Genomic DNA, 23263 nt, shown 5'->3' with positions numbered 1-23263 from the left:
TTCAAGAAAGATGAGAATTTCTCATCTTTCTTGAACTCGCGCTGCGCGGAGGCGGGTTGTCGGTCCGTCGAGCGTCGACTGCCTGTGTGCCGGGACTCGGCCCCGCGACCGCCGTCATGCCACGCCGCGGATCCGGTGGACCAGGAGGCCGCCGACGAGGGTGACGAGGGCGGTGGCGGTGTAGAGGCCGGTGTAGCCGCCGAGGTGGGCGATGACGGGTGCGGCGAGGGCGGGTGCGAGGACCTGCGGTCCCGAGTTGGCGATGTTGATGACGCCGAGGTCCTTGGCGCGGTCGGCGGCGTCGGGCAGGACCTGCGTGACCAGGGCCTGGTCGACGGCGAGGTAGACGCCGTAGCCGGCACCGAGGACGGCCGCGGCGGCGAGGGCGGCGGGCCAGGTGTGGAACAGGGCGAGCACCACCGCCGCCACGGCCATGACCAGTGAGCACAGGACGACGAAGACCTTGCGGCGCCCGGCACGGTCGGACAGGGCACCGGCGGGGACGGCCGTGAGCGCCGCGCAGAGCGTGTAGACCACCGTGAGGATCAGCACCCCGGTGCCGGGGTCGCCGTAGTGGACCGCGTCGGCGAGGAAGTAGAACAGGTAGAGGGTGCCGAGGGCGTTGCCGAGGTTGATCAGGAAGCGGGTGAGCCAGGCCCAGCCGAAGTCCGGGTGTTTCCGGGGGCTCACCCACAGCGAGCGGACGAAGGTGCGCACGTCGAGCGCGGGGCGCAGTTCCCGGGGCAGGGGAGGCTCGGAGTGGCGCAGTACGAAGGGGAGCGCGAGCGCGACGGTGAGTACGGCGAGCAGGCCGTAGCCGGAGCGGACGCCGGTGATCAGCTGGGTGGTGAGCAGCGCGCCGAGGACGAGGCCGAAGGACTGCATGAGGCCGGTCCAGCCGGACACCTGGGCGCGCTGCGCGAGCGGCACGCGGTCGGCGATCGGGGTGGTGACCCCGGCCAGCATGGCGTTCAGGCCCGCCTGCGCGAGGCACCAGCCGACGGCGACCCCGGCCACGGTGTGCTGGCCGGCGGTGAACACCAGGCCCGCCGCCCCGGCCAGGCCGCCGCCGAGGATCCAGGGCCGGCGGCGGCCGAAACGGCCGGTGGTGCGGTCCGACCACGCCCCGGCGAGCGGGTTGGTCACGACGGCGACGAGTGCACCGAGGCCGGTGACCAGGGAGAGCGCGCCGTTCTTGCCCTGTGGGTCGATGTGCTCCAGCTGAAGGGGCAGCAAGATCTGGATGGGCGTCATGAACGCCATGAAGACGGCGAGCGTGGCCAGCGAGAGGTGCGCCGTCCAGCCGGCCCTGACCGGGGCGGTGGGCTCGGCGAAGACGGCGGCGTCCGCCGCGGAGGCGTGGGGCATGGCGACTCCGTCGCTCAGGACCGCTGGGAGGCAATCAGGTCGCGGTACCACCCGAAGCTGTCCCGGGGGGTGCGGCGACCGGTGGAGAAGTCGACCTCGACCAGGCCGAAGCGCTGGTGGTAGCCCTCGGCCCACTCGAAGTTGTCGAGCAGCGACCAGGTGAAGTAGCCGCGTACGTCCACCCCGAGGTCGACGGCGCGGGCGATCGCGGCGATGTGCCCGGCGAGGTAGTCGATGCGCGCCCGGTCGTGCAGTCCGGCCGGCTGGGAGCAGCCGTTCTCGGTGATCCACATCGGCGGAAGACGGTCGCCGTAGCGGTCCTGGAGGCCGGTGAGCAGCTCCGTCAGCCCGTCCGGGACCACCGGCCAGTCGAACGCGGTCCGCTCGTACGGCTCCGCGGGCTCGGCCAGGTCGAAGGGGAGTGCGGCGGCGGGATCGGCGGGGGCGGTCACCCAGGTGGGGTTGTAGTAGTTGACGCCCAGTCCGTCCAGCGGAGCGGAGATCGTGGCGAGGTCACCGTCGCGCACCACGCCTCCCCAGCTGCCGTCGGTCATGCCGTAGGCCGAGAGGTCCGGATAACTCCCGTTCAGGATCGGGTCGTTGAAGAGACGGTTGTGCAGCACGTCGTAGGCGTGGGCGGCCGCCACGTCCTCGTCCCGCCGGGCGTCGGGGCGCAGCCGGACGGGGGTGCAGTTGTTGGCGATCAGCACCTGGGCGTTCGGCACGGCGGCCCGCAGCGCCGCGGTCGCGAGGCCGTGGCCGAGCAGTTGGTGGTGCGCCACGGGCAGTGCGTCCAGCATCAGCGCGTGGCCGGGGGCGTGGACGCCGAATCCGTAGCCGAAGGACATGTGGACGAAGGGCTCGTTCAGGGTGATCCACCGCGCGACGCGGTCGCCCAGCCGCTCGGCGACCACGGCCGCGTACTCGGCGAACCGGTGGGCGGTCTCGCGGTTCAGCCATCCGCCCCCGTCCTCCAGGGCCTGCGGCAGGTCCCAGTGGAACAGGGTGGGCGTGGGCTCGATCCCGGCGTCGAGCAGGGAGTCGACCAGCCGGTCGTAGAAGTCCAGTCCGCGCGGCTCGACCCGGCCCGCGCCAGCCGGCAGCACCCGGGTCCAGGAGAGGGAGAACCGGTAGGCGTCGAGCCCGAGGCGGCGCATCAGCGCGACGTCCTCCTCGAACCTGCGGTGGTGGTCGCAGGCGGTGTCGCCGGTGTGACCGTCGCGCACGGCCCCGGGGCGCCGCACGAAGGTGTCCCAGATGGATGCCCCCTTTCCGTCCGCCTCGGCCGCGCCCTCGATCTGGTACGCGGCGGTCGACGCACCCCAGACGAAGCCGGCCGGGAGCCGGGGGGAGCGGGTGGCATCGGTGGAACTCGTCGTCACTGGCGCCTGCCTTCATGGGTGAGATGCGGGCCGTCCGGATCCGGCCGTCCGCGCATGGCTCCGGAACTCCGCCGACCGGCGGCCCGGGGGCGGCGTTCCGTGGCCGGGGCACGCCGCCCGAGGTGGGCCGCACCGTAACATGAACGTGCGTTCATGTTCTATGGGTCGGCAGGACCGGGACGGGACGCCCTCCGGTGGGCCGGGCCGGGGTGGCCGGGAAGCGGCGCGAGCGCCCGCGCGGACGCCGCTACGGGCGCGGGCCGTCCAGGTGCTTTCAGGGGCATGCGCTCACGATGTGACGCGGGTCACCGCAACGGGCGGGCGGCCGCGGAGAGGAAGGGGACGCGAGGAGCAGCCGGACGGAGAGGCATTCATGCGCGAGCGCATACGAGCAGGTGGCAGAGAGGCGTTCGCCGACCTCTACGAGGAACACGCCAGAGGCGTCTACAACCACGCCTTCCGGCTGACCGGTGACTGGTCGACGGCGGAGGAGGTGGTGTCCGACACCTTCCTGGAGGCCTGGCGCAGCCGGGAGAAGGTCGAGCCGCACGGCTGGTCGCTGCGGCCGTGGCTGTGGGGCATCGCCACCAACAAGGCGCGCAACACCAATCGGGGCCTGCGTCGGCGGATCGCCTTCCTGGCCCGGCGGCCCGCGACGGAGAAGGCCGCGGACTTCGCGGACGAATCGGTGTCTCGGCTCGACAGCGGCCGCGAACTGGACTCCGTGCGCCAGGCGTTGACGCTGCTGCGCCGCCCCGAGCGGGAGGTTCTGGCCCTGTGCGTCCCGCCCCACTGCGTGCTGATCATTGAGGAGTCCGGCCACGAAAATGGCTGTGGGCCCCGGAAACAATGAGAACCAGACAGCTCCAACGCGAAGGGACGAGAACGAGCCTCCACACGCCACCCCTCGCACCAGGTGTCCGCGGCATCCTCATCGAGCCCCGACGTTCCCGGGGGCGGCCCGGGCCGGTCCCGCCCGCGTACGGGAAGGACCGGCCCGGCCGTCGGCTACCGGCCCGGTGCCACCGGGGCCGGGGCATAGCCGGTGGGGCGGGAGGTGAAGGTGCCGCGCCCCTGGGTCCGGCTGCGCAGCCGGGTCGCGTAGCCGAACAGCTCCGCCAGCGGCACGGTCGCCGTGAGCACCGCCGTACCCGAACGGGCGGTCTGGCCGGAGACCCGGCCGCGCCGGGCCGCCAGATCGCCGAGCACCCCGCCCACGGCGTCGTCGGGCACCGTCACGGTGACCTCCGCCACCGGCTCCAGCAGCACCATCGCGCTCGCCCGCAGCGCCTCGCGGAGCGCGAACCGGCCGGCCGTGCGGAACGCCATCTCCGAGGAGTCCTTGGAGTGGGTCGCCCCGTCGGTCAGTGTGACCCGCACCCCGGTCACCGGATGCCCGCCGAGGGGGCCCTCGGCCAGCGCGTCCCGGCAGCCCGCCTCCACCGCCCGGACGTACTCCTGCGGCACCCGGCCGCCGACGACCGTGGACCGGAACGCGAAACCGGCCTCGCCGCCGTCCCCGTCCCCGGCCTCCAACGGCTCGACGTCGAGGACGACATGGGCGAACTGGCCCGCCCCGCCGTCCTGCTTCACATGCCGGTACACCAGCCCCGAGACCCCGCGGGCCACCGTCTCCCGGTACGCCACCTGCGGCCGGCCGACGCCGATCTCCAGCTCGTGCGCGCGCCGGATCTTCTCCACCGCGACCTCCAGATGCAGTTCTCCCATCCCCGACAGCACCGTCTGACCGGTCTCGGGGTCGGTCCGGACCGTCAGCGAGGGGTCCTCCTCGACGATCCGCGCCAGCGCCGTCACCAGCCGTTCGGTGTCGGTGCTCCGCCGCGCCTCGACCGCCACCGAGACCACCGGGGCGGCGGCGGAGGGCGGTTCGAGCACCAGCGGGGCCGAGGGCGCGCAGAGCGTGGCCCCGGCGCGGGCCGCCTTGAGCCCGATCACCGCGACGATGTCCCCGGCCACCGCCGTGTCCACGTCCGTGTGCCGCCCCGCCTGCACCCGCAGGATCCGCCCGACGCGCTCGTGGCGCCGTACCGCCGCGTCCAGCACCGTGTCCCCCTTCCGGACCGTGCCCGAGTAGACCCGCAGGAACGTCAGCCGTCCCGTGGCCGTCGAGTTGACCTTGAACACCAGCGCCGCGAACGGTGCCGACGGATCGGCGGCCCGCTCCTGCACCGCGTCGCCCAGCGTGCCGCGCACCGGCGGAACGTCCAGCGGCGAGGGCAGGTAGGCCACGACCGCCTCCAGCAGTGGTTCGATCCCGCGGTTGCGGTAGGCCGAGCCGCACAGCACCACCACGGCCTCCCCGGTACGGGTCAGATCGCGCAGCGCGCCCCGCAGCGTCCTCTCGGAGAGCGACGCCCCCGCGCAGAACTCCTCCAGCGCCGCCGGATGGAGCTCCGCCACCGCCTCGTCCAGCAGCCTCCTGCGCCGCAACGCCTCGGCACGCAACTCCTCAGGCACCACGCCCTCCTCGAAGCCGTCGGCCCCGTCGGCCCAGACCAGCGCCCGCATGCGCAGCAGGTCGACCACCCCGGTGAAGCCGTCCTCGGCCCCGATCGGCAGCTGGACCGCGAGCGGAACGGTGTGCAGCCGGTCCCTGATCGACGCGACCGCGGTGTCGAGGTCGGCCCCGGCACGGTCCAGCTTGTTGACGAACGCGATCCTCGGCACACCGTGCCGGTCCGCCTGCCGCCACACCGACTCGCTCTGCGGCTCGACGCCCGCGACGGCGTCGAACACCGCGACGGCCCCGTCGAGCACCCGCAGCGAACGCTCCACCTCGTCGGAGAAGTCCACATGGCCCGGGGTGTCGAGCAGGTTGATCCGGTGCCCGTCCCAGGAACAGCTCACCGCCGCCGCGAAGATGGTGATCCCGCGGTCGCGCTCCTGCGGGTCGAAGTCGGTGACGGTCGTGCCGTCGTGGACCTCGCCCCGTTTGTGGACGGCGCCGGTGAGGTACAGGATCCGCTCGGTGACGGTGGTCTTGCCCGCGTCGACGTGGGCGAGGATGCCCAGGTTGCGGACGGCGGTGAGCGGACTGGTGGGTCGACGGTGCAGTTCGGTACGCACGGCCCATGGCCTTTCGGAGTGATCCGGAACGGAAGGGTGCGCGATTGCCGGACGGACCGGCCCGTCATCGGGCCGGGACCCCGCGCCGGTGCGGGGCACCGACGGGCCGCGGCCCGGCCGTGGCGGCGGGCGGCGGCGAGGAGGGCAGGGTGTCCGTCAGGAGATCCGGAGCGGGCCGCGCGGCCCGCACCGGGCGCACCGAGACACCAGGAACACCTCGTACCGCGACGGGGGGACGACGGCGGTGGTGTGGTGACGCACGGCCTTTCTCCCCTCACTGGTCACGGTGCGCGCCGCGGCATGGTCGCGGCGGGCGATGTGCGGTGAGTGTAGTGAGGCGCCAGGCCCGCGAGGAATCGATTTTCCCGACTCATGTCCGGTTCACGTCCGGCCCATGTCCCGCCGGTCGAACGGGCGTTGAATGCGTCGGCCCATGATGGAACGATCCGGGGGACCGCAGGGGAAAGAGGAAGGAACCACAACGATGGACGAGGCACGCGGCCCCGCCGCCACGGTGTTCGACGCGCTGGGCGCCGACTACGAGCGGGCGTTCGGCCGGTCGGCCGCCCACCACGCCTCGCTGCGAAGGCTGCTGGACGACCTCGTGCCGCACGGCCGGGTCCTGGACGTCGGCAGCGGCACGGGGCGACCCACCGCCCAGGTCCTGTCCGAGGCCGGTCACGAGGTGCACGGGGTCGACGTGTCGCCCGTCATGGTCGAACTCGCGGCCCGTAATGTGCCCGGTGCGTCCTTCACCTGTGCCGACATCCTCCGACTGCCCCTGGAGGAACAGAGCTTCGACGCCGCCTGCGCGTACTTCTCGCTGCTCCAGATGGCGCGCGCGGACCAGTCCCGGCTGCTGCGGAAGCTCGCCCGGCTGCTGGTGCCCGGCGGCCACCTGGTCGTGGCCACGGTGCCGCTGGACGTCGAGGACGTCGACGTCGTCTTCATGGGGCAGCGGGTACGGGCCACGAGCTTCGGCCCGGAGGAGTTCACCGAGCTCGTCACCGGGGCCGGCTTCACGGTCCTCTGGGAGCAGAGCACGATCTTCACCCCGGAGTACGAAGGAGCCTCGGCCGAGCCCCAGTTGTTCCTGCACTGCCGAAGGGCCTGACACCGGCCCCGGGCGGGGCGGGCGTCAGGCCCTTCGGGGTTTCCTCCGTCCGGCGGGACCGACCGTTCAGCGCCCGGCCGACGCGGGCCGCCGACGGAGGGGGCGCCGGGCCGCGGAGCACCACCGCCCCGAAGTCCCGGTCAGCGGCGTCCTCCAGTCGCGCAGCGCCTGCCTGCCGCAGCCGCGCAACTGCGCGGGCGAGAGCGGGACGCCCTGGCCGCCCCGGGTGACCAGGGCGCTCACCGGCGACATCGGGTCCATGGCCATGCTCTTGGCGAGGAGGACACCGATCACCACGGGGGCCAGGGACAGCGCCAGCGTGGTGCCGGCCGAGGTGACGTGGCGGATGCGGGCGTGCGGCGGTGTGTCGGGAAGCATGACCCCCATTCGACCGGCGACCGTGCCGCGGCGGATCGGGCCGGGTACTCAGGACCGCACCGCCCGGGTACTCAGACCCGGGCTCCGCTACGCGTTGGTGCCGGGGCCGGAGCCCCTGCCCGAGACGGCCTTGATCCCCTTCGTGATGTCGTCCATCACGGAGAGCGCGGGTGCCTCGGCGCTGATGTCGAAACCGGACCGGACCACGATCAGCAGCTCCTTGGAGCGGGGCGAGGGGAAGGCCAGCGACTGGACGTAGCCGTCGTCGCCGTTCTTCGTCACCACCTTCCAGCGCACCAGATAGCCCTGCTCCCCGGCGACGGTGACCGCCTCGGACTTCAGCTCCTCGTGCGAGGTGATGCCGCCGTAGATCTCCTCGCCGTACGACTCCGAGGCATTGGCCGTGATGTCCTTGAGCGCGGTGGCCTTCGCCGTCGTGGTGTCGAGCTTCAGCGACTTCGCGGGCATGGAGAACACCCCGCCGCGCACGCACTGCTCGGAGGGCTTGCCGGGGCAGGGGTACTCGCCCGTGGTCACGCCCGCGCCGCCGACCCCGGAGGTGCCCTGCCAGCCGTCCGGCACCGGCAGGCCGATCCCGCTCATCAGGTCCGTGGCGTAACCGTCCTCGGTCTGCGGCAGGCCCTTCTCCTGGCCCCGGTTCTCGCCGCCGCCCCGACCGTCCTGTCCGCCCTGTCCGTCCGGTCCGCGGTGGCGGCCGTCCGAAGGCGCGGTGGACGGGGTCCGGTCCGCGCGGTCGTTCCGGCCGTCCGAGGTGTCCGACAGCAGGAGGACGCCGCCCGCCACGGCGGCGAGGGCCACCACGGCGGCGGTGACGCCCAGCGCGATACGGGTCCGGCGGCGCCGGGCCGCGGCGGGCGGCACCCGGAGGTGGTCGGTCCACCGGGTACCGTCCCACCAGCGTTCGTGGACGGGGCCAATTCCTGTGTACCCGGGGTCTGGATGCCAGCCGGGCGGGCTTGTCTCGGTCACGCCCCCACCGTAGAGCGATTGCGTGAGAATCTCATGAATCCGCCCGGCGGTCCTCGCCGCCGGCCCGTACCGTCCCCAGGGGAGGCCGAACGATGGGTGAACAGCCGCCGGTACGGATCGAGCGCGACGGCGCCGTCCTCACCGTGATCCTGAACCGGCCCGAGGTGCGCAACGCGGTCGACGGGCCGACGGCGAAGCTCCTGGCCGACGCCTTCCGCGCGTTCGACGCCGACCCGGACGCCTCCGTCGCCGTGCTGTGGGGCGAGGGCGGGACCTTCTGCGCGGGCGCCGACCTGAAGGGCATCGGCACGGAGCGCGGCAACACGGTGCGGGCCGGGGGCGACGGGCCGATGGGGCCCACCCGGATGCGGCTGGGCAAGCCGGTCGTCGCGGCCGTCTCCGGTCACGCGGTCGCGGGCGGCCTGGAGCTGGCGCTCTGGTGCGATCTGCGGGTGGCCGAGGAGGACGCGGTGTTCGGGGTCTTCTGCCGCCGCTGGGGCGTGCCGCTGGTGGACGGCGGCACGGTACGGCTGCCGAGGCTGATCGGGGAGAGCCGGGCCATGGACATGATCCTCACCGGGCGGCCGGTCCCGGCCCCGGAGGCGTACGCCATGGGGCTCGCCAACCGGATCGTCCCGCCCGGCGGGGCACGTGCGGCGGCCGAGCAGCTGGCGCGGGAGCTCGCCGCCTTCCCCCAACTGTGCCTGCGCCACGACCGGCTCTCGGTGTACGAGCAGTGGGGGCTGGGCGAACAGGAGGCGCTGGCCGCGGAGTTCCGGCACGGGACGGTGCCGCTGAACGCGGGCGAGACGCTGGCCGGGGCCGAGCGCTTCGGCGACGGGGCGGGCCGGCACGGCTCGTTCGACGACTGAGCGACCGGGCGGCACGGGTGGGCGGAAATTCTCGCGACGGTTCCGTGCCCGGCTCCTAGGATCGGTGGATGTCGATCACCCGTACGTACCCGGCCAAGCCGCGCCCCGGTGACCGTGTCGCAGTCATCTCCCCGTCCTCCGGCCTCCCCGGCATCCTGCCCCGCCCCTACGAGCTGGGACTGCGCAGGCTCCGCGAGGAGTTCGGGCTCGTCCCCGTCGAGTATCCGACGACGCGGAAGATGGGCTCGACCCCGCAGGAGAGAGCCGCCGACATCCACGCCGCCTTCGCCGACCCGGACATCAAGGCCGTGATCTCCAGCATCGGCGGCGACGACCAGATCACCGTACTGCCTCACCTCGACCGCGCGTTGCTGCGCGCCAACCCCAAGCCCTTCTTCGGGTACAGCGACAACACCAACCTGCTGGTCCTCCTCGACCGCCTGGGCATCGTCGGCTACCACGGCGGGACGGTGATGTGCGAGTACGGGCGCCCCGGCGCGATGCACCCGCTGACCACCGACGCCCTGCGGGCCGCACTCTTCACCAGCGGCCCCTTCGAGCTCTCCCCGGCGAAGGAGACCAAGACGACGGACCGCCGCTGGGAGGACCCGGAGACCTTCGAGTCCGAACCCGAGACGCGCCCCTGCGACGGCTGGATCTGGCACAACGCCGAGGGCCGGACGGTGAAGGGGGCGAGCTGGGGCGGGGAAGTGGTGATCGTGTCCTGGCTGCTGATGGCCGACCGGGAGATCGGTCCGGTGGAGAGCTACGCGGGCCGGGTGCTGTTCCTGGAGACGAGCGAGGAGCTGCCCCCGGCGGTGGAGGTCTACCGGATCCTGCGCAACATGGGGGAGCGCGGTCTGCTCGCACAGTTCCCCGCCCTCCTCATGGGCCGCGCCAAGGACTGGTCGTTCGAGCGGCCGCTGGACGCCGAGGAAGGGAAGCGGTACCGCGCGGAGCAGCACGAGGCGGTCCTGCGTGCCCTGGCCGAGTACGCCCCGGACACCATGGCCGTCCTCGACGTCGACCTCGGCCACACCGACCCGCAGCTGGTCATCCCCTACGGCGGGCAGATCGAGGTGGACGGGGTGGGGCGCCGCATCGTCGTCACCTACTGACGGCCGGGCCCGGCCGCCCTCCGTCTTTGGTCCGACCATATCGGGTGTGTGACATAGTGGGAGACCGGGTGGCGGAGGCGAGGGCGACCGGGTGATCCGGTCGAGGCAGGGGGTGCGCGATGCCCGTCGAGTGGCAACCCGTACGGCAGTCCCGTACGCATGAGCTGGTGCTCCAGAGCATCGAGGAGCGGGTGTTCGCCGGTGAGCTGAAGGCCGGTGACCGGCTGCCGCCCGAGCGCGAGCTCGCGCCGGTGCTCGGGGTCAGCCGGTCCGCGCTGCGCGAGGCGCTGCGGGTGCTGGAGACCATCGGTGTGCTCGTCGCCCAGCCGGGCCGGGGGCCGGATGCCGGGGCGCGGATCGTCCGCAACCCGGACGGCGCGCTCGGACGGCTGCTCCGGCTCCACTTCGCGCTGGGCAGCTACAGCCTGGAGGACGTCCTGGAGGCGCGCGTCGTCCTGGAGCGGTCCAGCTTCGAGGCCGCCGCCCGGCACGCCTCCCCGCAGGATCTCGACGAGGCGCGGGCACTCGTCGAGGCCATGGGGAAGCCGGGTGTGGCGGTGGCGGAGTTCAACGACCTGGACACCCGGTTCCATGTGCACATCGCCCGCAGCTCCGGCAACGAGCTGACCTCCACGCTCACCTCCGCCGTCCGTGAATCGGTGCGGCCGCTGATCCTGAGGGCGCTGGAGGCGGCGGAGGACTGGCCGGCCACGGCGGCCGCGCTCAACGCCGAGCACGCCGAACTGCTGCGCCTGCTGGGCGCGGGCCGAGGCCCGGCCGCCGCCGACCTGGTCGAGCGGCACATCCGGAGTCTCCACGGCACGCTGGTCGACGAGAACCCGGGGCGGGACGAAGCGGATTCCTAGCGGGTTCCTGAGGGGGCCGGCTCGGGCGGGCCGGTGCCATTGTTGTCAGGTTCATGACTTCTGGCATGAGGTCGGTGGCGTCGCGTCTTCGTTTTCCGGACTGAGGCTAGTATGGTCTGACCATAAAATCGACGTAGCGAACGGAGAGACCCTTGCGCATCGGACTCTTCGCCACCTGTCTGGGAGACACACTCTTCCCCGAGGCGGTGAAATCGACCGCGGTCCTGCTCGCCCGCCTGGGCCACGACGTGGTGTTCCCGCCGGAGCAGACCTGCTGCGGCCAGATGCATGTCAACACCGGCTACCAGCGCGAACCCGTACCCCTGGTGCGGAACTTCGCCGAGCAGTTCGGCGACGCCTCGTTCGACGCCGTCGTCATGCCGTCCGGATCGTGCGCCGGATCGGTCCGCCACCAGCACGAGATCGTCGCCGAGCGGTACGGGGACGCGGCGCTGCGCGCGGGCGTCGCCACCGTCAAGGCCAAGACGTACGAACTGTCGGAGCTGCTGGTGGACGTGCTGGGCGTCGAGGACGTCGGCGCGTACTTCCCGCACCGGGTGACGTACCACCCCACCTGTCACTCGCTGCGGATGCTGCGGGTCGGGGACAAGCCGCTGAAGCTGCTCCGGGCCGTCGACTCGATCGATCTGGTCGAGCTCCCGGAGGCCGACTCCTGCTGCGGCTTCGGTGGCACCTTCGCGGTCAAGAACGCCGACACCTCCACCGCCATGCTCCAGGACAAGATGCGTAACATCTCCGCCACCGAGGCCGACGTCTGCACCGCGGGCGACTCCTCGTGCCTGATGCACATCGGCGGCGGACTCTCCCGGATCAGGTCGGGCACCCGCACCCTCCACCTCGCCCAGATCCTCGCCGCCACCCGCACCTCGCCGTACGTCCCCACGGAGGCCGTCCGATGAGCAGCACCTTCCTCGGCATGCCCGCGACCCCGCCCCGCTCCCCGTACGGAACGGGCAACCTCCGCGGCGACCGGTCGTTCCCCAAGGCGGCCCACGACGAACTGCGCAACGAACAGCTCCGCCGCAACCTCGGCCGCGCCACCCGCACCATCCGCGCCAAACGCCTCCACGTCACCGCCGAGCTGCCCGACTGGGAGGAGCTGCGCACGGCGGGTTCGGCCATCAAGACCGACACCATGAACCGGCTCCCCGAACTGCTGGAACAGCTGGAGCGGAAGGTCACCGAGCGCGGCGGCACCGTCCACTGGGCCCGCGACGGCGCCGAGGCCAACGAGATCGTCGCCCGGCTTGTCCGGGCCACCGGCAGCCGCGAGGTCATCAAGGTCAAGTCGATGGCCACCCAGGAGACCGGCCTCAACGAGCACCTCGAATCGGTCGGTATCACCCCGTACGAGACGGACCTCGCCGAACTCATCGTCCAGCTCGCGCACGACAAGCCCTCGCACATCCTGGTCCCCGCGATCCACCGCAACCGCGACGAGATCCGGCAGATCTTCCTCAAGGAGATCCCCGGCGTCGACCCGGGCCTGGACAACGTGCCCGCCCATCTGGCCGCCACCGCCCGCGCCTATCTGCGCGAGAAGTTCATGACGACCAAGGTGGCCGTCTCCGGCGCCAACTTCGGCATCGCCGAGACCGGCACCCTCGCCGTCGTGGAGTCCGAGGGCAACGGCCGGATGTGCCTCACCCTGCCCGACACCCTGATCACCGTCATGGGCATCGAGAAGGTGCTGCCGCGCTACCAGGACCTGGAGGTCTTCCTCCAGCTGCTGCCGCGCTCCTCCACCGGGGAGCGGATGAACCCGTACACCTCGATGTGGACCGGCGTCACCCCGGGCGACGGGCCGCAGGACTTCCATCTGGTCCTGCTCGACAACGGACGCACCGCGGCGCTCGCCGACCGGATCGGCCGCGAGGCGCTCAACTGCATCCGCTGCTCGGCCTGTCTCAACGTCTGCCCGGTGTACGAGCGGGCCGGCGGCCACGCCTACGGATCGACCTACCCCGGACCGATCGGCGCGGTCCTCACCCCGCAGCTCGCCGGGATGCACGCGGCCAAGAACGACCCGAACAGCTCGCTGCCGTACGCCTCCAGCCTCTGCGGCGCCTGCTTCGACGCCTGCCCGGTCAAGATCGACATCCCGTCGCTGCTGGTCGAACTCCGCCACCAGAGCACCGAGCAGTCCGGCACGACGGCGGAGAAGCTGGCCATGAAGGCCGCGGCCACCGTCATGAAGCATCCGAAGCTCTTCACGGCCGCGCAGAAGGGCGGCGGCATCGGGCGGGTCATCGCCGGACGGGACGGCAGGATCTCCCATCTGCCCCCGCCGTTCGACGGCTGGAGCGAGAGCCGGGACATCGCCGCGCCCCCGAAGGAGACCTTCCGTTCCTGGCTGGCGTCGCCGGAGGGCGGCGCGACGATGCGGGCCGCCGAGGCCGAGTACCGGAAGAAGAAGGAAGAGGAGGAGGGGAAGTGACGACCGCTCGCGACACCGTGCTGGGCCGGATCAAGGACGCCCTCGCACTCGCCCCCGCACCGCGGACCACCGTGGAGCGCGCCTACCGCACCGGCCGCACCCTCCCCGACGACGAACGCCTGGCCCTCTTCACCGACCGGCTCGTCGACTACAGGGCCACCGTGCACCCCTGCACCGCCGACCGCACCGCCCAGGTCGTCGCCGAGGTGCTGGCCGAGCGCGGGGCGCGGCGGATCGGGGTGCCAGCCGGCCTCGACCCGGGCTGGCTGGACGCGTACGACGGGGAGGTCCGGCGGGACTCCGCCGACGTCCCGGCCCCCCGGCTCGACGAACTGGACGGGGTGCTCACCGCCTCGGCCGTCGGCTGCGCCGAGACCGGCACGATCTTCCTGGACGGCTCGCCGGACCAGGGGCGGCGGGCCCTGACCCTCGTCCCGGACCTGCATGTGTGCGTCGTCGACCTGTCGGCCGTCGAGGCGGGGGTGCCGGAGGCGGTCGCCCGGCTGGTGCCGGAACGGCCGACGACGCTGATCAGCGGACCCTCGGCCACCTCCGACATCGAACTGGAGCGGGTGGAGGGGGTGCACGGACCGCGCACCCTCGCCGTGGTCGTCCGGACCGACGCGTAGGACGGAGCCGTAGGGGTGCGCGGCGCCCGCGCGCCGCGCACCCCGGCGCTCAGCCGTGCGTGACGGCCACCGGCGCGAAGCCGATCCGGGTGGTCGCCCCGTCCCCGGCCCAGCGCACCTCCACGGTGTCCCCGTCCACCACCACATCGCTCACGACCCCGTCGAGCGGCGCCGCGTCGGCCTCCGCGGACAGCGAGGCGAGCGCGACCAGCACGGCCGTGCCCCCGGCGGGCGCCGACAGCCGGGGCACCACCGCCCAGGGTGTGTACGCGGTGCCCTGCGGGGCCCGGACCGCGTCGTGGGACTCCCAGCCGTGCAGCCCGTGCAGGGCGGAGACGAGGCCGTCGTCGCGGCCGGTCGCCCAGCCGGTCTGCTCCACCAGGGCCCCGTCCGGGGCGCCGCTCACCCGGTGCACCCGTAGCTCGTAACGGCCGCGCGCCACCGTGACGCTCTCGACCCGCAGCCCCGGCACCATCGGCGAGCCCGAGGTGAAGACCGGACAGTGCCAGGAGGCGGCCCAGCCCCAGCCGTCGCCCCCGCCGGCGCCCAGCGCCCGGACGATCCGGCGCTCGCTGCGCGCCCCGGCGACGACCACGGCCAGATGGTTGTCGGCGGCGTTGCCCGCGGCCGTGGGGCCGGTCACCGTGGAGTACGACTGGCGGCTGTACAGCGGGTCGTCCTGGACCTGCCCCTCGCCCTCGTGCACGCGCACATGGTCGCTGCCGTGGTTGTGCAGCCGTACGATCCCGTCGGCGCCGGTCGACTGGACGAGCAGTCCCGGCGCGGGCAGGGCGAGGACGCGGTCGGGCCCCTCGCTCGGCGCGGGTTCCTCGGTCGCCGTCCACAGCGGATGCCCCTGCGGGGCGAGCAGCGCGACGAACGCCTTGGACGCCCAGTACGGCGACGCGGGCGCCGAGTAGCTCTGCAACGAGGCCTGGTGCGGGCCGTGCCAGCCCAGGTTCAGCAGCCCGTCCGTGCCCGTCGCGCCCCGGTCCAGGAAGTAGCGCAGCGCACCGCTGGCCAGCCGCCGCGAGACACCGGGCGTGAGCGGGGTGTGCCCGGTGAGGGCGCCCAGCGCGACCGAGGAGGCGGCCGCGAACCGGTAGGTCAGCGAGCGGCCGAAGTGGATCGGCGCGCCGTCGCCGCCGAACGTCAGCGAGAAGCCCGCCAGGTGTTCGCGCAGCCGGTCCCCGTAGCGCGCGGACAGCTCCGCGTCGCCCGACAGGTACGCGTCCAGCACCGGATACAGGTGCAGCGCCCAGCCGTTGTAGTGGTCGAAGGCCCGGCCGTCGCCGTCCGCGTACCAGCCGTCGCCCCGGTACCAGCCCTCCATCAGCTCCAGGGCGCGTTCCCTGGCCCGCGCGGTCAGGGCGTCGCCCCGGCCCACGGACTCCAGGAACCCGGCCACGGAGTACGGGAACAGGTACCAGTTGTTGGGGGAGGGGACATGGCGCAGCGCGTCGCGCAGCCATGCCTCCGTCCGGTCCCGCACCCCGTCGTCCAGCCGGTCCCAGAGCCACGGCCGGGTCAGCCGCAGCCCGATGGCGACCGAGGCGGACTCGACCATGGGCTGGCCGAAGACGCCGTGGTCGCGGATGAGCGGCCAGGACTCGGCGTCCTCCCGGCCGGGGGTACGGGTCCCGGCGGCCAGCCCGTCCGCGTACCGGCCCAGCCAGCCGTGCGGGTCGCCGCCCTCCGCGCCCGCCACCCGGAACGCGGCGGCCAGGAAGGTGCGCGCGTACCCCTCCAGGCCGTCGGAGCGCACCCCGGACGAGGACGGCCGGCCCGGCAGGTCCAGCAGGGCGCCGCCCGGGGTGGCCCACTGCCAGGCGGCTCGCAGCAGTCCGTCGGCGGCGGCCTCCCAGTGGGCCCGGGTGTAGCCGGTGTGCGGGCTCGACACCCGGTCCTCGGCGGGGAGTTCGATGGGGGAGGTCGGGTGTGCGGCGGTCATGCGAGAAACGCCAGCCTTTCGCGTCGTACGGGGTGGGCGAAGCCGTCGCCCGCGGCCCAGCGGCCGGTCTCGGCGGCCGCCAGGTCGACCAGCCGCCGCAGCTCGTTGCCCTGGGAACCGGCGAGGTGCGGGGTGATCAGGGCGCCCGGGCACTCCCAGAGCGGGTGCGCGGCGGGCAGTTCGTCGGGGTCGGTGACGTCGAGGACGGCCCGGACACGGCCTTCGCGGAGTACGTCGACGAGCGCGTCCTGGTCGACGACCGCGCCCCGCGCGGTGTTCAGGAGCACGGCGTCCGGGCGCATCGAGGTGAGCAGTTCCCGGCTGACGAGCCCGCGGGTGGCGGGCAGCAGCGGGGTGTGGACGCTCACCACGTCGCTCCGCTCGAAGAGTTCGGCCGGCCCGACGAGGCGGACCCCCATCTCCGCGGCCTCCGCCTCGGAGACGTACGGGTCGTGCAGCAGCACCGGCAGGTCGTAGGGGCGCAGCAGTTCGATGACGCGGCGGCCGATCATCGAGGCGGAGAGGATGCCCACGGTGCGGCCGTAGTTGCCGATGTGGCCGGGAAGTTCCAGCCAGTTCTCGCGGCGGCGCAGGGTGCGGTAGTCGTGGGACCGTTCCAGGACGCGCTTGCCGGAGAGCAGGATCATCGCGACGGTGTACTCGGCGACCGGCAGGGCGTTGGCGGCGGCGGCCGACGAGACCTCGATGCCGCGTTCCCAGCACGCCTCGGTGACGTGGCCGCGGACGCTGCCCGCGGTGTGGACCACCGCGCGCAGGCCGGGCGCCGAGGCCAGGGCCTCCTCGTCGATCGGCGGGCAGCCCCAGCCGGTGATCAGGATCTCGGTTTCGGCGAGCACGGAACGGGCCCGGTCGGTGGTGAAGTCGTCGAGCACCGGCAGCGGTGCGGGCTCGCACACCGCGCCGAGCGCGGCCAGGGCCGGTCCGTCGAGCAGCGCGGCCGCGGCGGCGGGCCGCATGGCGAAGGCGGCGCGCGGCCGGTGGCGGGCGGCCGGGGTTCCGGTTGCGGGGTGGGGCATCTCTCTCCTGGTGGGAGGTGCGGACGGCCGGGGCTCCGGGCACGGTTCGGCGGCTTCGCCGACCGGGCGGGTACACCTCCCGCGGCCGCTGGAACGGCTCAGGGAAATCCTGATCGGCCGACCGGAACTGGTCAATAGATCGATCAAGAGAAAATAAAGCGGTCAAACGATCATTCGGTGGCGGGCGCCATGGCCCGGGTGGACCCCCGTACCTCCAGGGCCGGCAGCAGCTCCGTCCGACGCACCGGACCGGTCGCCCCGGCGGCCCGGGACAACCGGAGCAGCAACAACTCGGCCGCGGCCCGGCCGATCTCCGCCTTGGGCGGCGCCACCGCCGTCAGCGGCGGGCTCCCGAGCGCCGCGACCCCGTCGTCGTACGCCACCACCGAGCAGTCCCGGGGCACCTCGATCCCGCTTTCCGCCAGCCGCTGGACCAGCATCAGCGCGTCCACGTCGCCGTGCAGCACCGCTGCCGTGGCGCCCCGTTCCCGCAGCAGCGCGGCGAGATCGGGTGCGTCGCCCCGGCCGTCGGCCGCGCCCTCGGGCGAGCTCAGCACCACCGTCCAGTCCGTCACCTCCGGGCGGGCCCGGGCGATCTCGGCGAACGCGGCGCGGACGCTGCGCGCCGTCGGGCTGTCGTCGCGGGCGGCCAGCACGATCCGGCGGTGCCCCAGCGCGACCAGGTGCTCCACGGCCAGATGCGTCCCGTACCAGTGGTCGGAACAGACGGAGTCCAGGGCGTGCAGCCTGCTGCCCGGCCGGGGACGCCGCTCCATCAGCACCGTGGGCACCCCCACCTCGGCCAGCCAGTCGTGGTCCCGTTCCTCCGCGCGGGCGCCGGGCCAGCGCGGGGCGATCAGCAGCCCGCGCGCCCCCTCCGCCAACGCCCGCTCCACCAGGGGGCGTTCGGCCCCGGGTGGCGGGGGAGCGATGTGCAGGGCGATCCGTATCCCGGCCTCCTTCAGGGCGGACCGGGCGCCGTGCAGGGTCTCGTACAGATAGGAGTGCCGCTCCGGCACGACCAGGGCGACCGCCCCGGCGTCCGGGGACGGTTCCCCGTCGCGGCGTGCCGGGGCGGTCGCGGCCGCCACCGGATCACCGACCGGGCGGGCCACCCCGTGCCCCCGGCGCAGCCGGCCGGACCGGGCCAGCTCCTCGACGTCCCGCCGGACCGTGACCACCGAGACGTCCAGCTCGGCCGCGAGCACGGCGATCCGGACGGCGCCGCGCGACTCCACCACGGACAGGATCCGCCGCCGCCTCAGTTCCACCGGCTCCCGCATGCTGCTGGCCCCCTCGCCGTACCGTCGCGCTGTTCGTTTGAACGCTTCGGTGGCGTCCGGCCCGCAGCATAGCGAGCGGCCCTCCCGGACCGCCGCCCGTCGGGGCGCCGGGCCGGAAGGGCCGGAGAGAGCTCAGGGGGAGGCCGGGACGGCGCGGCGCCCCGACGGCGGACCCCCGGGTCAGACGATGCCCTCCTCGATCTCCGCCTGCTCGCGGGCGTTCCCGTACGCCGAGGGCGTGCTGTACGAGCGGCGGGCGACGAACCACCACACGGTGGCCAGCACCAGCACCGCGATCAGCGCGATCGAGGCGTAGTTCATCGAGTCGACCGTCACCGGGGAGGACTGCGGCAGCAGGAACAGCACGGTCACGATGGCCACCCACACCACGGCGATCCAGCCGATCGGCTTGCTCCACCGCCCCAGGTGCCAGGGCCCGCGCTCGAACCGGTGGCCGGAACGCAGCTTCAGGAAGATCGGGATCGCGTAGGCGGGCGTGATCCCGATGACGTTGATCGCGGTGACCGCGCCGTACGCGGTGGCGGAGTACAGCGACGGCAGCGCCAGCACCGCGGCGACGGCGACCGACAGCCACACCGCGTTGACCGGCGTCTGGGTGCTGGCGCTCACCTTGCGCCACAGCGCCGAACCGGGCAGCGCGTTGTCGCGGCTGAAGGCGAAGACCATCCGGCTCGCGGCGGCGACCTCGGCGTTTCCGCAGAACAGCTGTGCCGCGATCACGATCAGCAGCAGCGCGGTGGCCCCGGAGGTGCCCAGCGCGTCGATCAGGATCTGGGCCGGCGGGACCCCGGTGGGGCTGTTCTGGGTGCCCGCGTAGTCCTGGATGGCGAAGGTGAGCCCGGCGAGCAGCACGAAACCGGCGATCCAGGAGACCCAGATCGCCCGCACGATGCCCTTGGCGGCCGTCACGGAGGCGTTCGACGTCTCCTCCGACAGGTGGGCGGAGGCGTCGTACCCGCAGAAGGTGTACTGGGCGAGGAGCAGACCGATCGCCGCCACGTACAGCGGGTTCTGCCAGCCCGTGTCATTGACGAACTCGGTGAAGACGAACGACGGCGACTGGTGGTGCGAGGGCACCACCGCGAGCACGACGACGATCACCGCGACGCCGGCCAGGTGCCACCACACGCTGATGGAGTTCAGCACACTGACCAGGCGGACGCCGAACAGGTTCAGCGTCGCGTGCAGCAGCAGGATGCAGAGGAAGATGACCATCGTCTTCCCCGGGGTGGGGGTGAACCCCCACTGCAGGTTCATGAACGCGCCGGTGAACAGCGCGGCGCCGTAGTCGATGCCCGCGATCGCACCCAGCAGACCGAGCAGATTCAGCCAGCCGGTGTACCAGCCCCACTTGCGCCCGCCCAGCCGGTCCGCCATGTAGTACAGCGCGCCCGAGGTCGGGTAGGCGCTGGTGACCTCGGCGAGCGCCATGCCGACGCAGAGAACGAAGAGCCCGACACCGACCCAGCCCCAGAGCATCACGGCCGGACCACCGGTCGACATGCCGAAGCCGTAGAGGGTCATGCAGCCGGACAGGATCGAGATGACGGAGAAGCTGATGGCGAAGTTGCCGAAGCCCCCCATCCGGCGGGCGAGCACCGGCTGGTAGCCCAGCTCGCGCAGCCGCTCCTCCTCGTCCCTCGGCGGTGTGGGCTCCGCGCCCGACCGGGCCGGGGTGGATATGGACATCGGGAAAACCTCCATGAGCGGTACGGGAACGGGGGGCGCGGAAAAGTCACGGGTACGGGGCGGCCGGGCGGATCCGGCGGCCCCGGGCCGTCGTTCAGCGGCGCGGCCCCCGTCCGGGGGTGCGGGGTGCGGTCAGGCAGCGGCCGCGGGCGCGGAGGAAGACCTCCTCCGCGTCCCCGGGGCCCTTGCGGTCCCGGGTGCGGTACGCCCAGGGGATCGAGGTGAAGAACGGGCCGAGCGCCTCGAACACCGCTGCCGCGTCGGCGAACTGGAGGGCGCCCCACAGGGCGTGGGCCAGATGGTTGAGGTCGAGCAGCGAGCGCGAGAGCGGAACCGTGCGGTGGAACCAGAGCTCCAGCGCACGGGCCGCGTCCCGCTCCGCGTCCTCGGTGACCCAGTGCAGGTCGAGGGCCTTCTCGTGGCCCTGCTCGCGGCGGTAGCGCTCGACCCGCACATAGAGCGGCAGTACATGCAGCGCGGAGCCGTCCGGGGCCGAAGAGGCCGCCCACTGGACGAAGTTGACCGCCTCGGAGAGGGAGCCGCCGGCCCTGCGCGCGTACACGAACTGGAGCATCCGGTGGTACGCCTCGCGGTTGTACGGATCGCGCTTGTCGGCCTCCGCCAACAGACCCCACGGGCCGGGGAAGAGCATCGGGCCCGGCGGATGCAGCCGGTGCTCCTCCAGCTGCTGCTGTTCGTCCAGTTGGGACAGGGCCAGCAGGCAGACCCAGGGCACCGGGTCCGCGGGCGAGGCGTTCGCCGCCGTCCGGCAGGCCTGCCACGCCTCCTGCCACAGCTCACGGGCCCGGTGGTGGCCCTCGCGGTGGGCGCGCACCGCCCGTTCGACGACGACCCGCGCCTGCATCACCGCGGCGGCGACGCTCCGCGGATCCTCGGCCAGCCATGCCTGGACGGCGTCCGAACCGGCGGCCACCGCGCCGAGCACCTGGGTGCGCTGGGTCCACAGGGACCAGTCCGGTGTGTTCTCCAGAAGGCTGCGCATGGACATCCATCGTCCGGTGCGCAGATCCTGTAACGCGGCCCGCAGATCGTTGTCATGGCCGGCCGGATGGTAGACCGGCCGAAAATCACTGTTGCCCATGGACCTGCCCCGCCCCCGTACGACGGGCCGGACCACAGGCCGGAACGCGACGGTCGAAAGATCTCCTCAGCACGTCACGCAACCCGGTGGTGGCATGCAGCCCGTGCTGACACGGAAGGCGCGGGAGCCGGTGGGGCGGTGCGCGGGGCAGGGTTTCGGTTTCATCGATCCTCTGGAACGTGGGGGGTCGAGCAGCTGTTGAACAACGAACTGCCGCAAGGCGTCCGGTTGTTGCACGGCGGTGAGTGTAAGGCCATTGCTGTCGCCGTCCGGCGCGATTCGCGGATCTTACTCAAGTACGTTCATCCCAACGGATGTTCAAAGTCGAATCAATTGTTCGGGTGGTTCCGGTCAAGGTCCGGTCGGCCCTTGACGCGCGCGGTGGTCTGCACCACTCTGGGCGGCGAGTTCAGTGATCACCGTTCCGCTCGATCCACCGAGCCTTCGCACCGTTCGCACCGATGGAGAGTCGATGACAGGCCCGGTACTCGCCGTGGACCAGGGCACGTCGGGAACGAAGGCGTTGGTGATCTGTCCCGAGCGCGGTGTGATCGCTTCCGCCTCCGTGCCGGTCTCCGTGCGCCACGGATCCGGGGGAGCGGTCGAGACCGACCCCGCCGCACTGCTCGGCTCGGTCGTGGAGGCGGGCCGCCGGGCGTTGCGGGAGGCGGGCGAGCCGGTCCACGCGGTGGGCCTCGCCAACCAGGGTGAGACGGTGCTCGCCTGGGATCCGGCCACCGGGCGCCCGCTCACCGCGGCGATCGTCTGGCAGGACCGCCGCTCCGCCGGACTCTGCGCCGAACTCGCCGAACACGAGGAGGAGCTGACCCGGCTCACCGGACTCCCCCTCGACCCCTACTTCGCCGCGCCGAAGATGGCCTGGATCCGCCGCGAACTGACCCGGGAAGGCGTCGTCACCACCACCGACGCCTGGCTCGTCCACCAGTTGACCGGCGCGTTCGTCACCGACGCGGCCACCGCCGGCCGCACCCAGCTCCTCGACCTCGACCGGGTCGGCTGGTCGCCCCGGGCCCTGGACGTCTTCGGCCTCGGCGACGAACGCCTTCCGGAGGTCGTCGACTGCGACGGCACGGTCGGCACGACGACCGCCTTCGGCGGCGAACTCCCGCTGACCGGCCTCCTCGTCGACCAGCAGGCGGCGCTCCTCGCCCAGAACGCCCTGGACCCCGGCGACGCCAAATGCACCTACGGGACCGGCGCCTTCCTCCTCGCCCAGACCGGCCCCGCCCCGCGCCGCGGCTCCACCGGCCTGGTCGGCTGCGTGGCGTGGCGGCTCCGCGACCGTACGGCCTACTGCCTCGACGGCCAGGTCTACACCGCCGCCTCTGCCGTCGACTGGCTGACCGGCCTCGGGGTCGTCTCCGGCGCGGCCGACCTCGACCCCGTGGGCCGGACCGTCCCCGACTCCGGGGGTGTCACCTTCGTCCCCGCACTCGCCGGACTCGCCGCCCCCTGGTGGCGCGGCGACCTGCGCGGATCGCTGACCGGCCTCGGCCTCGGCACCACCCGGGGGCATCTGGTGCGCGCCCTGTGCGAAGGCATCGCGGCCCAGGTCGTCGAACTCACCGAGGCGGCCGCCACCGACCTCGGCACACCGCTCACCTCACTCCGCGTCGACGGCGGCCTGACCCGCTCCGAGCTCCTCATGCAGACCCAGGCCGACCTGCTGCAACGCCCCGTCGAGGTGTCCGCGCTCCCCGACGCCACCGCGCTCGGCGTCGGAGCCGTCGCCCGCCTCGGCCTCGACCCGCACCTCACAGTCCGCCGGGCCGTCCCCGAGTGGAAGCCCGCCGCCGTGTACGAACCCCGTATCGGCGCCGACCGGGCCGCCGAGCGCCTCGCCGCGTTCCGGACCGGCGTACAGAGCCTGCTGGACCATGCCTGACACGTACGAGAG

Annotated in this window: 18 protein-coding genes and 1 pseudogene; 9 read left to right on the top strand and 10 right to left on the bottom strand. The window is 73.0% G+C overall.

Going from position 1 to position 23263, the window contains the following annotated elements; genetic code table 11:
- Positions 1 to 114 precede the first annotated feature (114 nt).
- Both ACWC97_RS19715 and ACWC97_RS19710 read right to left on the bottom strand, forming a co-directional pair.
- A complete protein-coding gene (locus ACWC97_RS19715; RefSeq protein WP_450650576.1) occupies positions 115 to 1368 on the bottom strand; it encodes an MFS transporter in 1254 nt (417 codons plus the stop codon).
- Positions 1369 to 1382: 14 nt separating this feature from the next.
- Positions 1383 to 2750, bottom strand: a complete 1368-nt coding sequence (locus ACWC97_RS19710) for a GH1 family beta-glucosidase (protein WP_450650574.1) — start codon at positions 2748 to 2750, stop codon at positions 1383 to 1385.
- 373 nt (positions 2751 to 3123) lie between these two features.
- On the opposite strand from ACWC97_RS19710, the pseudogene ACWC97_RS19705 reads away from it, so the two are divergent.
- Positions 3124 to 3534: pseudogene (locus ACWC97_RS19705) on the top strand (RNA polymerase sigma factor); the annotation flags it as partial.
- Positions 3535 to 3758: 224 nt separating this feature from the next.
- Here ACWC97_RS19705 and fusA read toward each other — a convergent pair.
- Positions 3759 to 5837, bottom strand: a complete 2079-nt coding sequence (gene fusA, locus ACWC97_RS19700; RefSeq protein ID WP_450650572.1) for an elongation factor G — start codon at positions 5835 to 5837, stop codon at positions 3759 to 3761.
- A 484-nt stretch (positions 5838 to 6321) separates the two neighbouring features.
- On the opposite strand from fusA, the gene ACWC97_RS19695 reads away from it, so the two are divergent.
- On the top strand, positions 6322 to 6951 hold the full coding sequence (locus tag ACWC97_RS19695) for a class I SAM-dependent methyltransferase (protein ID WP_450650571.1): 630 nt from the start codon (positions 6322 to 6324) through the stop codon (positions 6949 to 6951).
- A 66-nt stretch (positions 6952 to 7017) separates the two neighbouring features.
- Here ACWC97_RS19695 and ACWC97_RS19690 read toward each other — a convergent pair whose 3' ends face one another.
- Together ACWC97_RS19690 and ACWC97_RS19685 are read right to left on the bottom strand one after the other, a co-directional pair.
- On the bottom strand, positions 7018 to 7329 hold the full coding sequence (locus ACWC97_RS19690) for a hypothetical protein (protein WP_352274412.1): 312 nt from the start codon (positions 7327 to 7329) through the stop codon (positions 7018 to 7020).
- 87 nt (positions 7330 to 7416) lie between these two features.
- On the bottom strand, positions 7417 to 8319 hold the full coding sequence (locus ACWC97_RS19685) for a DUF2510 domain-containing protein (RefSeq protein WP_450650569.1): 903 nt from the start codon (positions 8317 to 8319) through the stop codon (positions 7417 to 7419).
- 92 nt (positions 8320 to 8411) lie between these two features.
- Between ACWC97_RS19685 and ACWC97_RS19680 the strand changes: the two genes are divergently transcribed.
- The 6 genes from ACWC97_RS19680 to ACWC97_RS19655 all read left to right on the top strand — a co-directional run bounded on the left by ACWC97_RS19680 (position 8412) and on the right by ACWC97_RS19655 (position 14262).
- Entirely contained in the window at positions 8412 to 9191 is a 780-nt protein-coding gene (locus ACWC97_RS19680; protein WP_450650567.1) for a crotonase/enoyl-CoA hydratase family protein, read from the top strand.
- Positions 9192 to 9259: 68 nt separating this feature from the next.
- Entirely contained in the window at positions 9260 to 10309 is a 1050-nt protein-coding gene (locus tag ACWC97_RS19675) for a S66 family peptidase (protein ID WP_352274415.1), read from the top strand.
- Positions 10310 to 10428: 119 nt separating this feature from the next.
- Positions 10429 to 11175, top strand: a complete 747-nt coding sequence (locus tag ACWC97_RS19670; RefSeq protein ID WP_352274416.1) for a FadR/GntR family transcriptional regulator — start codon at positions 10429 to 10431, stop codon at positions 11173 to 11175.
- Between the two features lie 152 nt (positions 11176 to 11327).
- Positions 11328 to 12095 carry a (Fe-S)-binding protein gene (locus ACWC97_RS19665; protein ID WP_352274417.1) on the top strand — a complete coding sequence of 256 codons (768 nt, stop codon included), beginning with the start codon at positions 11328 to 11330 and terminating at the stop codon, positions 12093 to 12095.
- Positions 12092 to 13633 (top strand): lactate utilization protein B, encoded by a 1542-nt coding sequence (locus tag ACWC97_RS19660; RefSeq protein ID WP_385213647.1) that lies wholly within the window; start codon positions 12092 to 12094, stop codon positions 13631 to 13633. The genes ACWC97_RS19665 and ACWC97_RS19660 overlap by 4 nt, the downstream gene beginning before the upstream one ends.
- Complete coding sequence (locus ACWC97_RS19655) at positions 13630 to 14262, top strand: LutC/YkgG family protein (RefSeq protein ID WP_352274419.1); 633 nt, start codon at positions 13630 to 13632, stop codon at positions 14260 to 14262. The genes ACWC97_RS19660 and ACWC97_RS19655 overlap by 4 nt, the downstream gene beginning before the upstream one ends.
- 49 nt (positions 14263 to 14311) lie before the next feature.
- On the opposite strand, the gene ACWC97_RS19650 is transcribed toward ACWC97_RS19655, so the two are convergent.
- The 5 genes from ACWC97_RS19650 to ACWC97_RS19630 all read right to left on the bottom strand — a co-directional run bounded on the left by ACWC97_RS19650 (position 14312) and on the right by ACWC97_RS19630 (position 21345).
- Positions 14312 to 16213, bottom strand: a complete 1902-nt coding sequence (locus tag ACWC97_RS19650) for a DUF2264 domain-containing protein (RefSeq protein ID WP_450650564.1) — start codon at positions 16211 to 16213, stop codon at positions 14312 to 14314.
- Positions 16210 to 17250, bottom strand: a complete 1041-nt coding sequence (locus tag ACWC97_RS19645) for a hydroxyacid dehydrogenase (RefSeq protein ID WP_450650562.1) — start codon at positions 17248 to 17250, stop codon at positions 16210 to 16212. Before ACWC97_RS19645 ends, ACWC97_RS19650 begins: the two co-directional genes overlap by 4 nt.
- A gap of 170 nt (positions 17251 to 17420) precedes the next feature.
- On the bottom strand, positions 17421 to 18533 hold the full coding sequence (locus ACWC97_RS19640) for a substrate-binding domain-containing protein (RefSeq protein WP_450650560.1): 1113 nt from the start codon (positions 18531 to 18533) through the stop codon (positions 17421 to 17423).
- A 180-nt stretch (positions 18534 to 18713) separates the two neighbouring features.
- Complete coding sequence (locus tag ACWC97_RS19635) at positions 18714 to 20243, bottom strand: amino acid permease (RefSeq protein WP_385213633.1); 1530 nt, start codon at positions 20241 to 20243, stop codon at positions 18714 to 18716.
- A 94-nt stretch (positions 20244 to 20337) separates the two neighbouring features.
- Positions 20338 to 21345 (bottom strand): hypothetical protein, encoded by a 1008-nt coding sequence (locus ACWC97_RS19630; protein WP_392279860.1) that lies wholly within the window; start codon positions 21343 to 21345, stop codon positions 20338 to 20340.
- A gap of 472 nt (positions 21346 to 21817) precedes the next feature.
- On the opposite strand from ACWC97_RS19630, the gene ACWC97_RS19625 reads away from it, so the two are divergent.
- Complete coding sequence (locus ACWC97_RS19625; protein WP_352274425.1) at positions 21818 to 23251, top strand: FGGY family carbohydrate kinase; 1434 nt, start codon at positions 21818 to 21820, stop codon at positions 23249 to 23251.
- The last annotated feature ends 12 nt before the right edge of the window (positions 23252 to 23263 follow it).

This window comes from Streptomyces sp. NPDC001108 (genome assembly GCF_053598535.1).
This window is presented reverse-complemented; position numbering and strand designations above follow the sequence as displayed.

Bases quoted from the DNA above. Each gene is read 5' to 3' on its own strand.
- ACWC97_RS19715 (WP_450650576.1), bottom strand. From the start codon at position 1,368: ATGCCCCACGCCTCCGCGGCGGACGCCGCCGTCTTCGCCGAGCCCACC.
- ACWC97_RS19695 (WP_450650571.1), top strand. From the start codon at position 6,322: ATGGACGAGGCACGCGGCCCCGCCGCCACGGTGTTCGACGCGCTGGGC.
- ACWC97_RS19690 (WP_352274412.1), bottom strand. From the start codon at position 7,329: ATGCTTCCCGACACACCGCCGCACGCCCGCATCCGCCACGTCACCTCG.
- ACWC97_RS19680 (WP_450650567.1), top strand. From the start codon at position 8,412: ATGGGTGAACAGCCGCCGGTACGGATCGAGCGCGACGGCGCCGTCCTC.
- ACWC97_RS19675 (WP_352274415.1), top strand. From the start codon at position 9,260: ATGTCGATCACCCGTACGTACCCGGCCAAGCCGCGCCCCGGTGACCGT.
- ACWC97_RS19670 (WP_352274416.1), top strand. From the start codon at position 10,429: ATGCCCGTCGAGTGGCAACCCGTACGGCAGTCCCGTACGCATGAGCTG.
- ACWC97_RS19660 (WP_385213647.1), top strand. From the start codon at position 12,092: ATGAGCAGCACCTTCCTCGGCATGCCCGCGACCCCGCCCCGCTCCCCG.
- ACWC97_RS19650 (WP_450650564.1), bottom strand. From the start codon at position 16,213: ATGACCGCCGCACACCCGACCTCCCCCATCGAACTCCCCGCCGAGGAC.
- ACWC97_RS19645 (WP_450650562.1), bottom strand. From the start codon at position 17,250: ATGCCCCACCCCGCAACCGGAACCCCGGCCGCCCGCCACCGGCCGCGC.
- ACWC97_RS19640 (WP_450650560.1), bottom strand. From the start codon at position 18,533: ATGCGGGAGCCGGTGGAACTGAGGCGGCGGCGGATCCTGTCCGTGGTG.
- ACWC97_RS19635 (WP_385213633.1), bottom strand. From the start codon at position 20,243: ATGTCCATATCCACCCCGGCCCGGTCGGGCGCGGAGCCCACACCGCCG.
- ACWC97_RS19630 (WP_392279860.1), bottom strand. From the start codon at position 21,345: ATGGGCAACAGTGATTTTCGGCCGGTCTACCATCCGGCCGGCCATGAC.
- ACWC97_RS19625 (WP_352274425.1), top strand. From the start codon at position 21,818: ATGACAGGCCCGGTACTCGCCGTGGACCAGGGCACGTCGGGAACGAAG.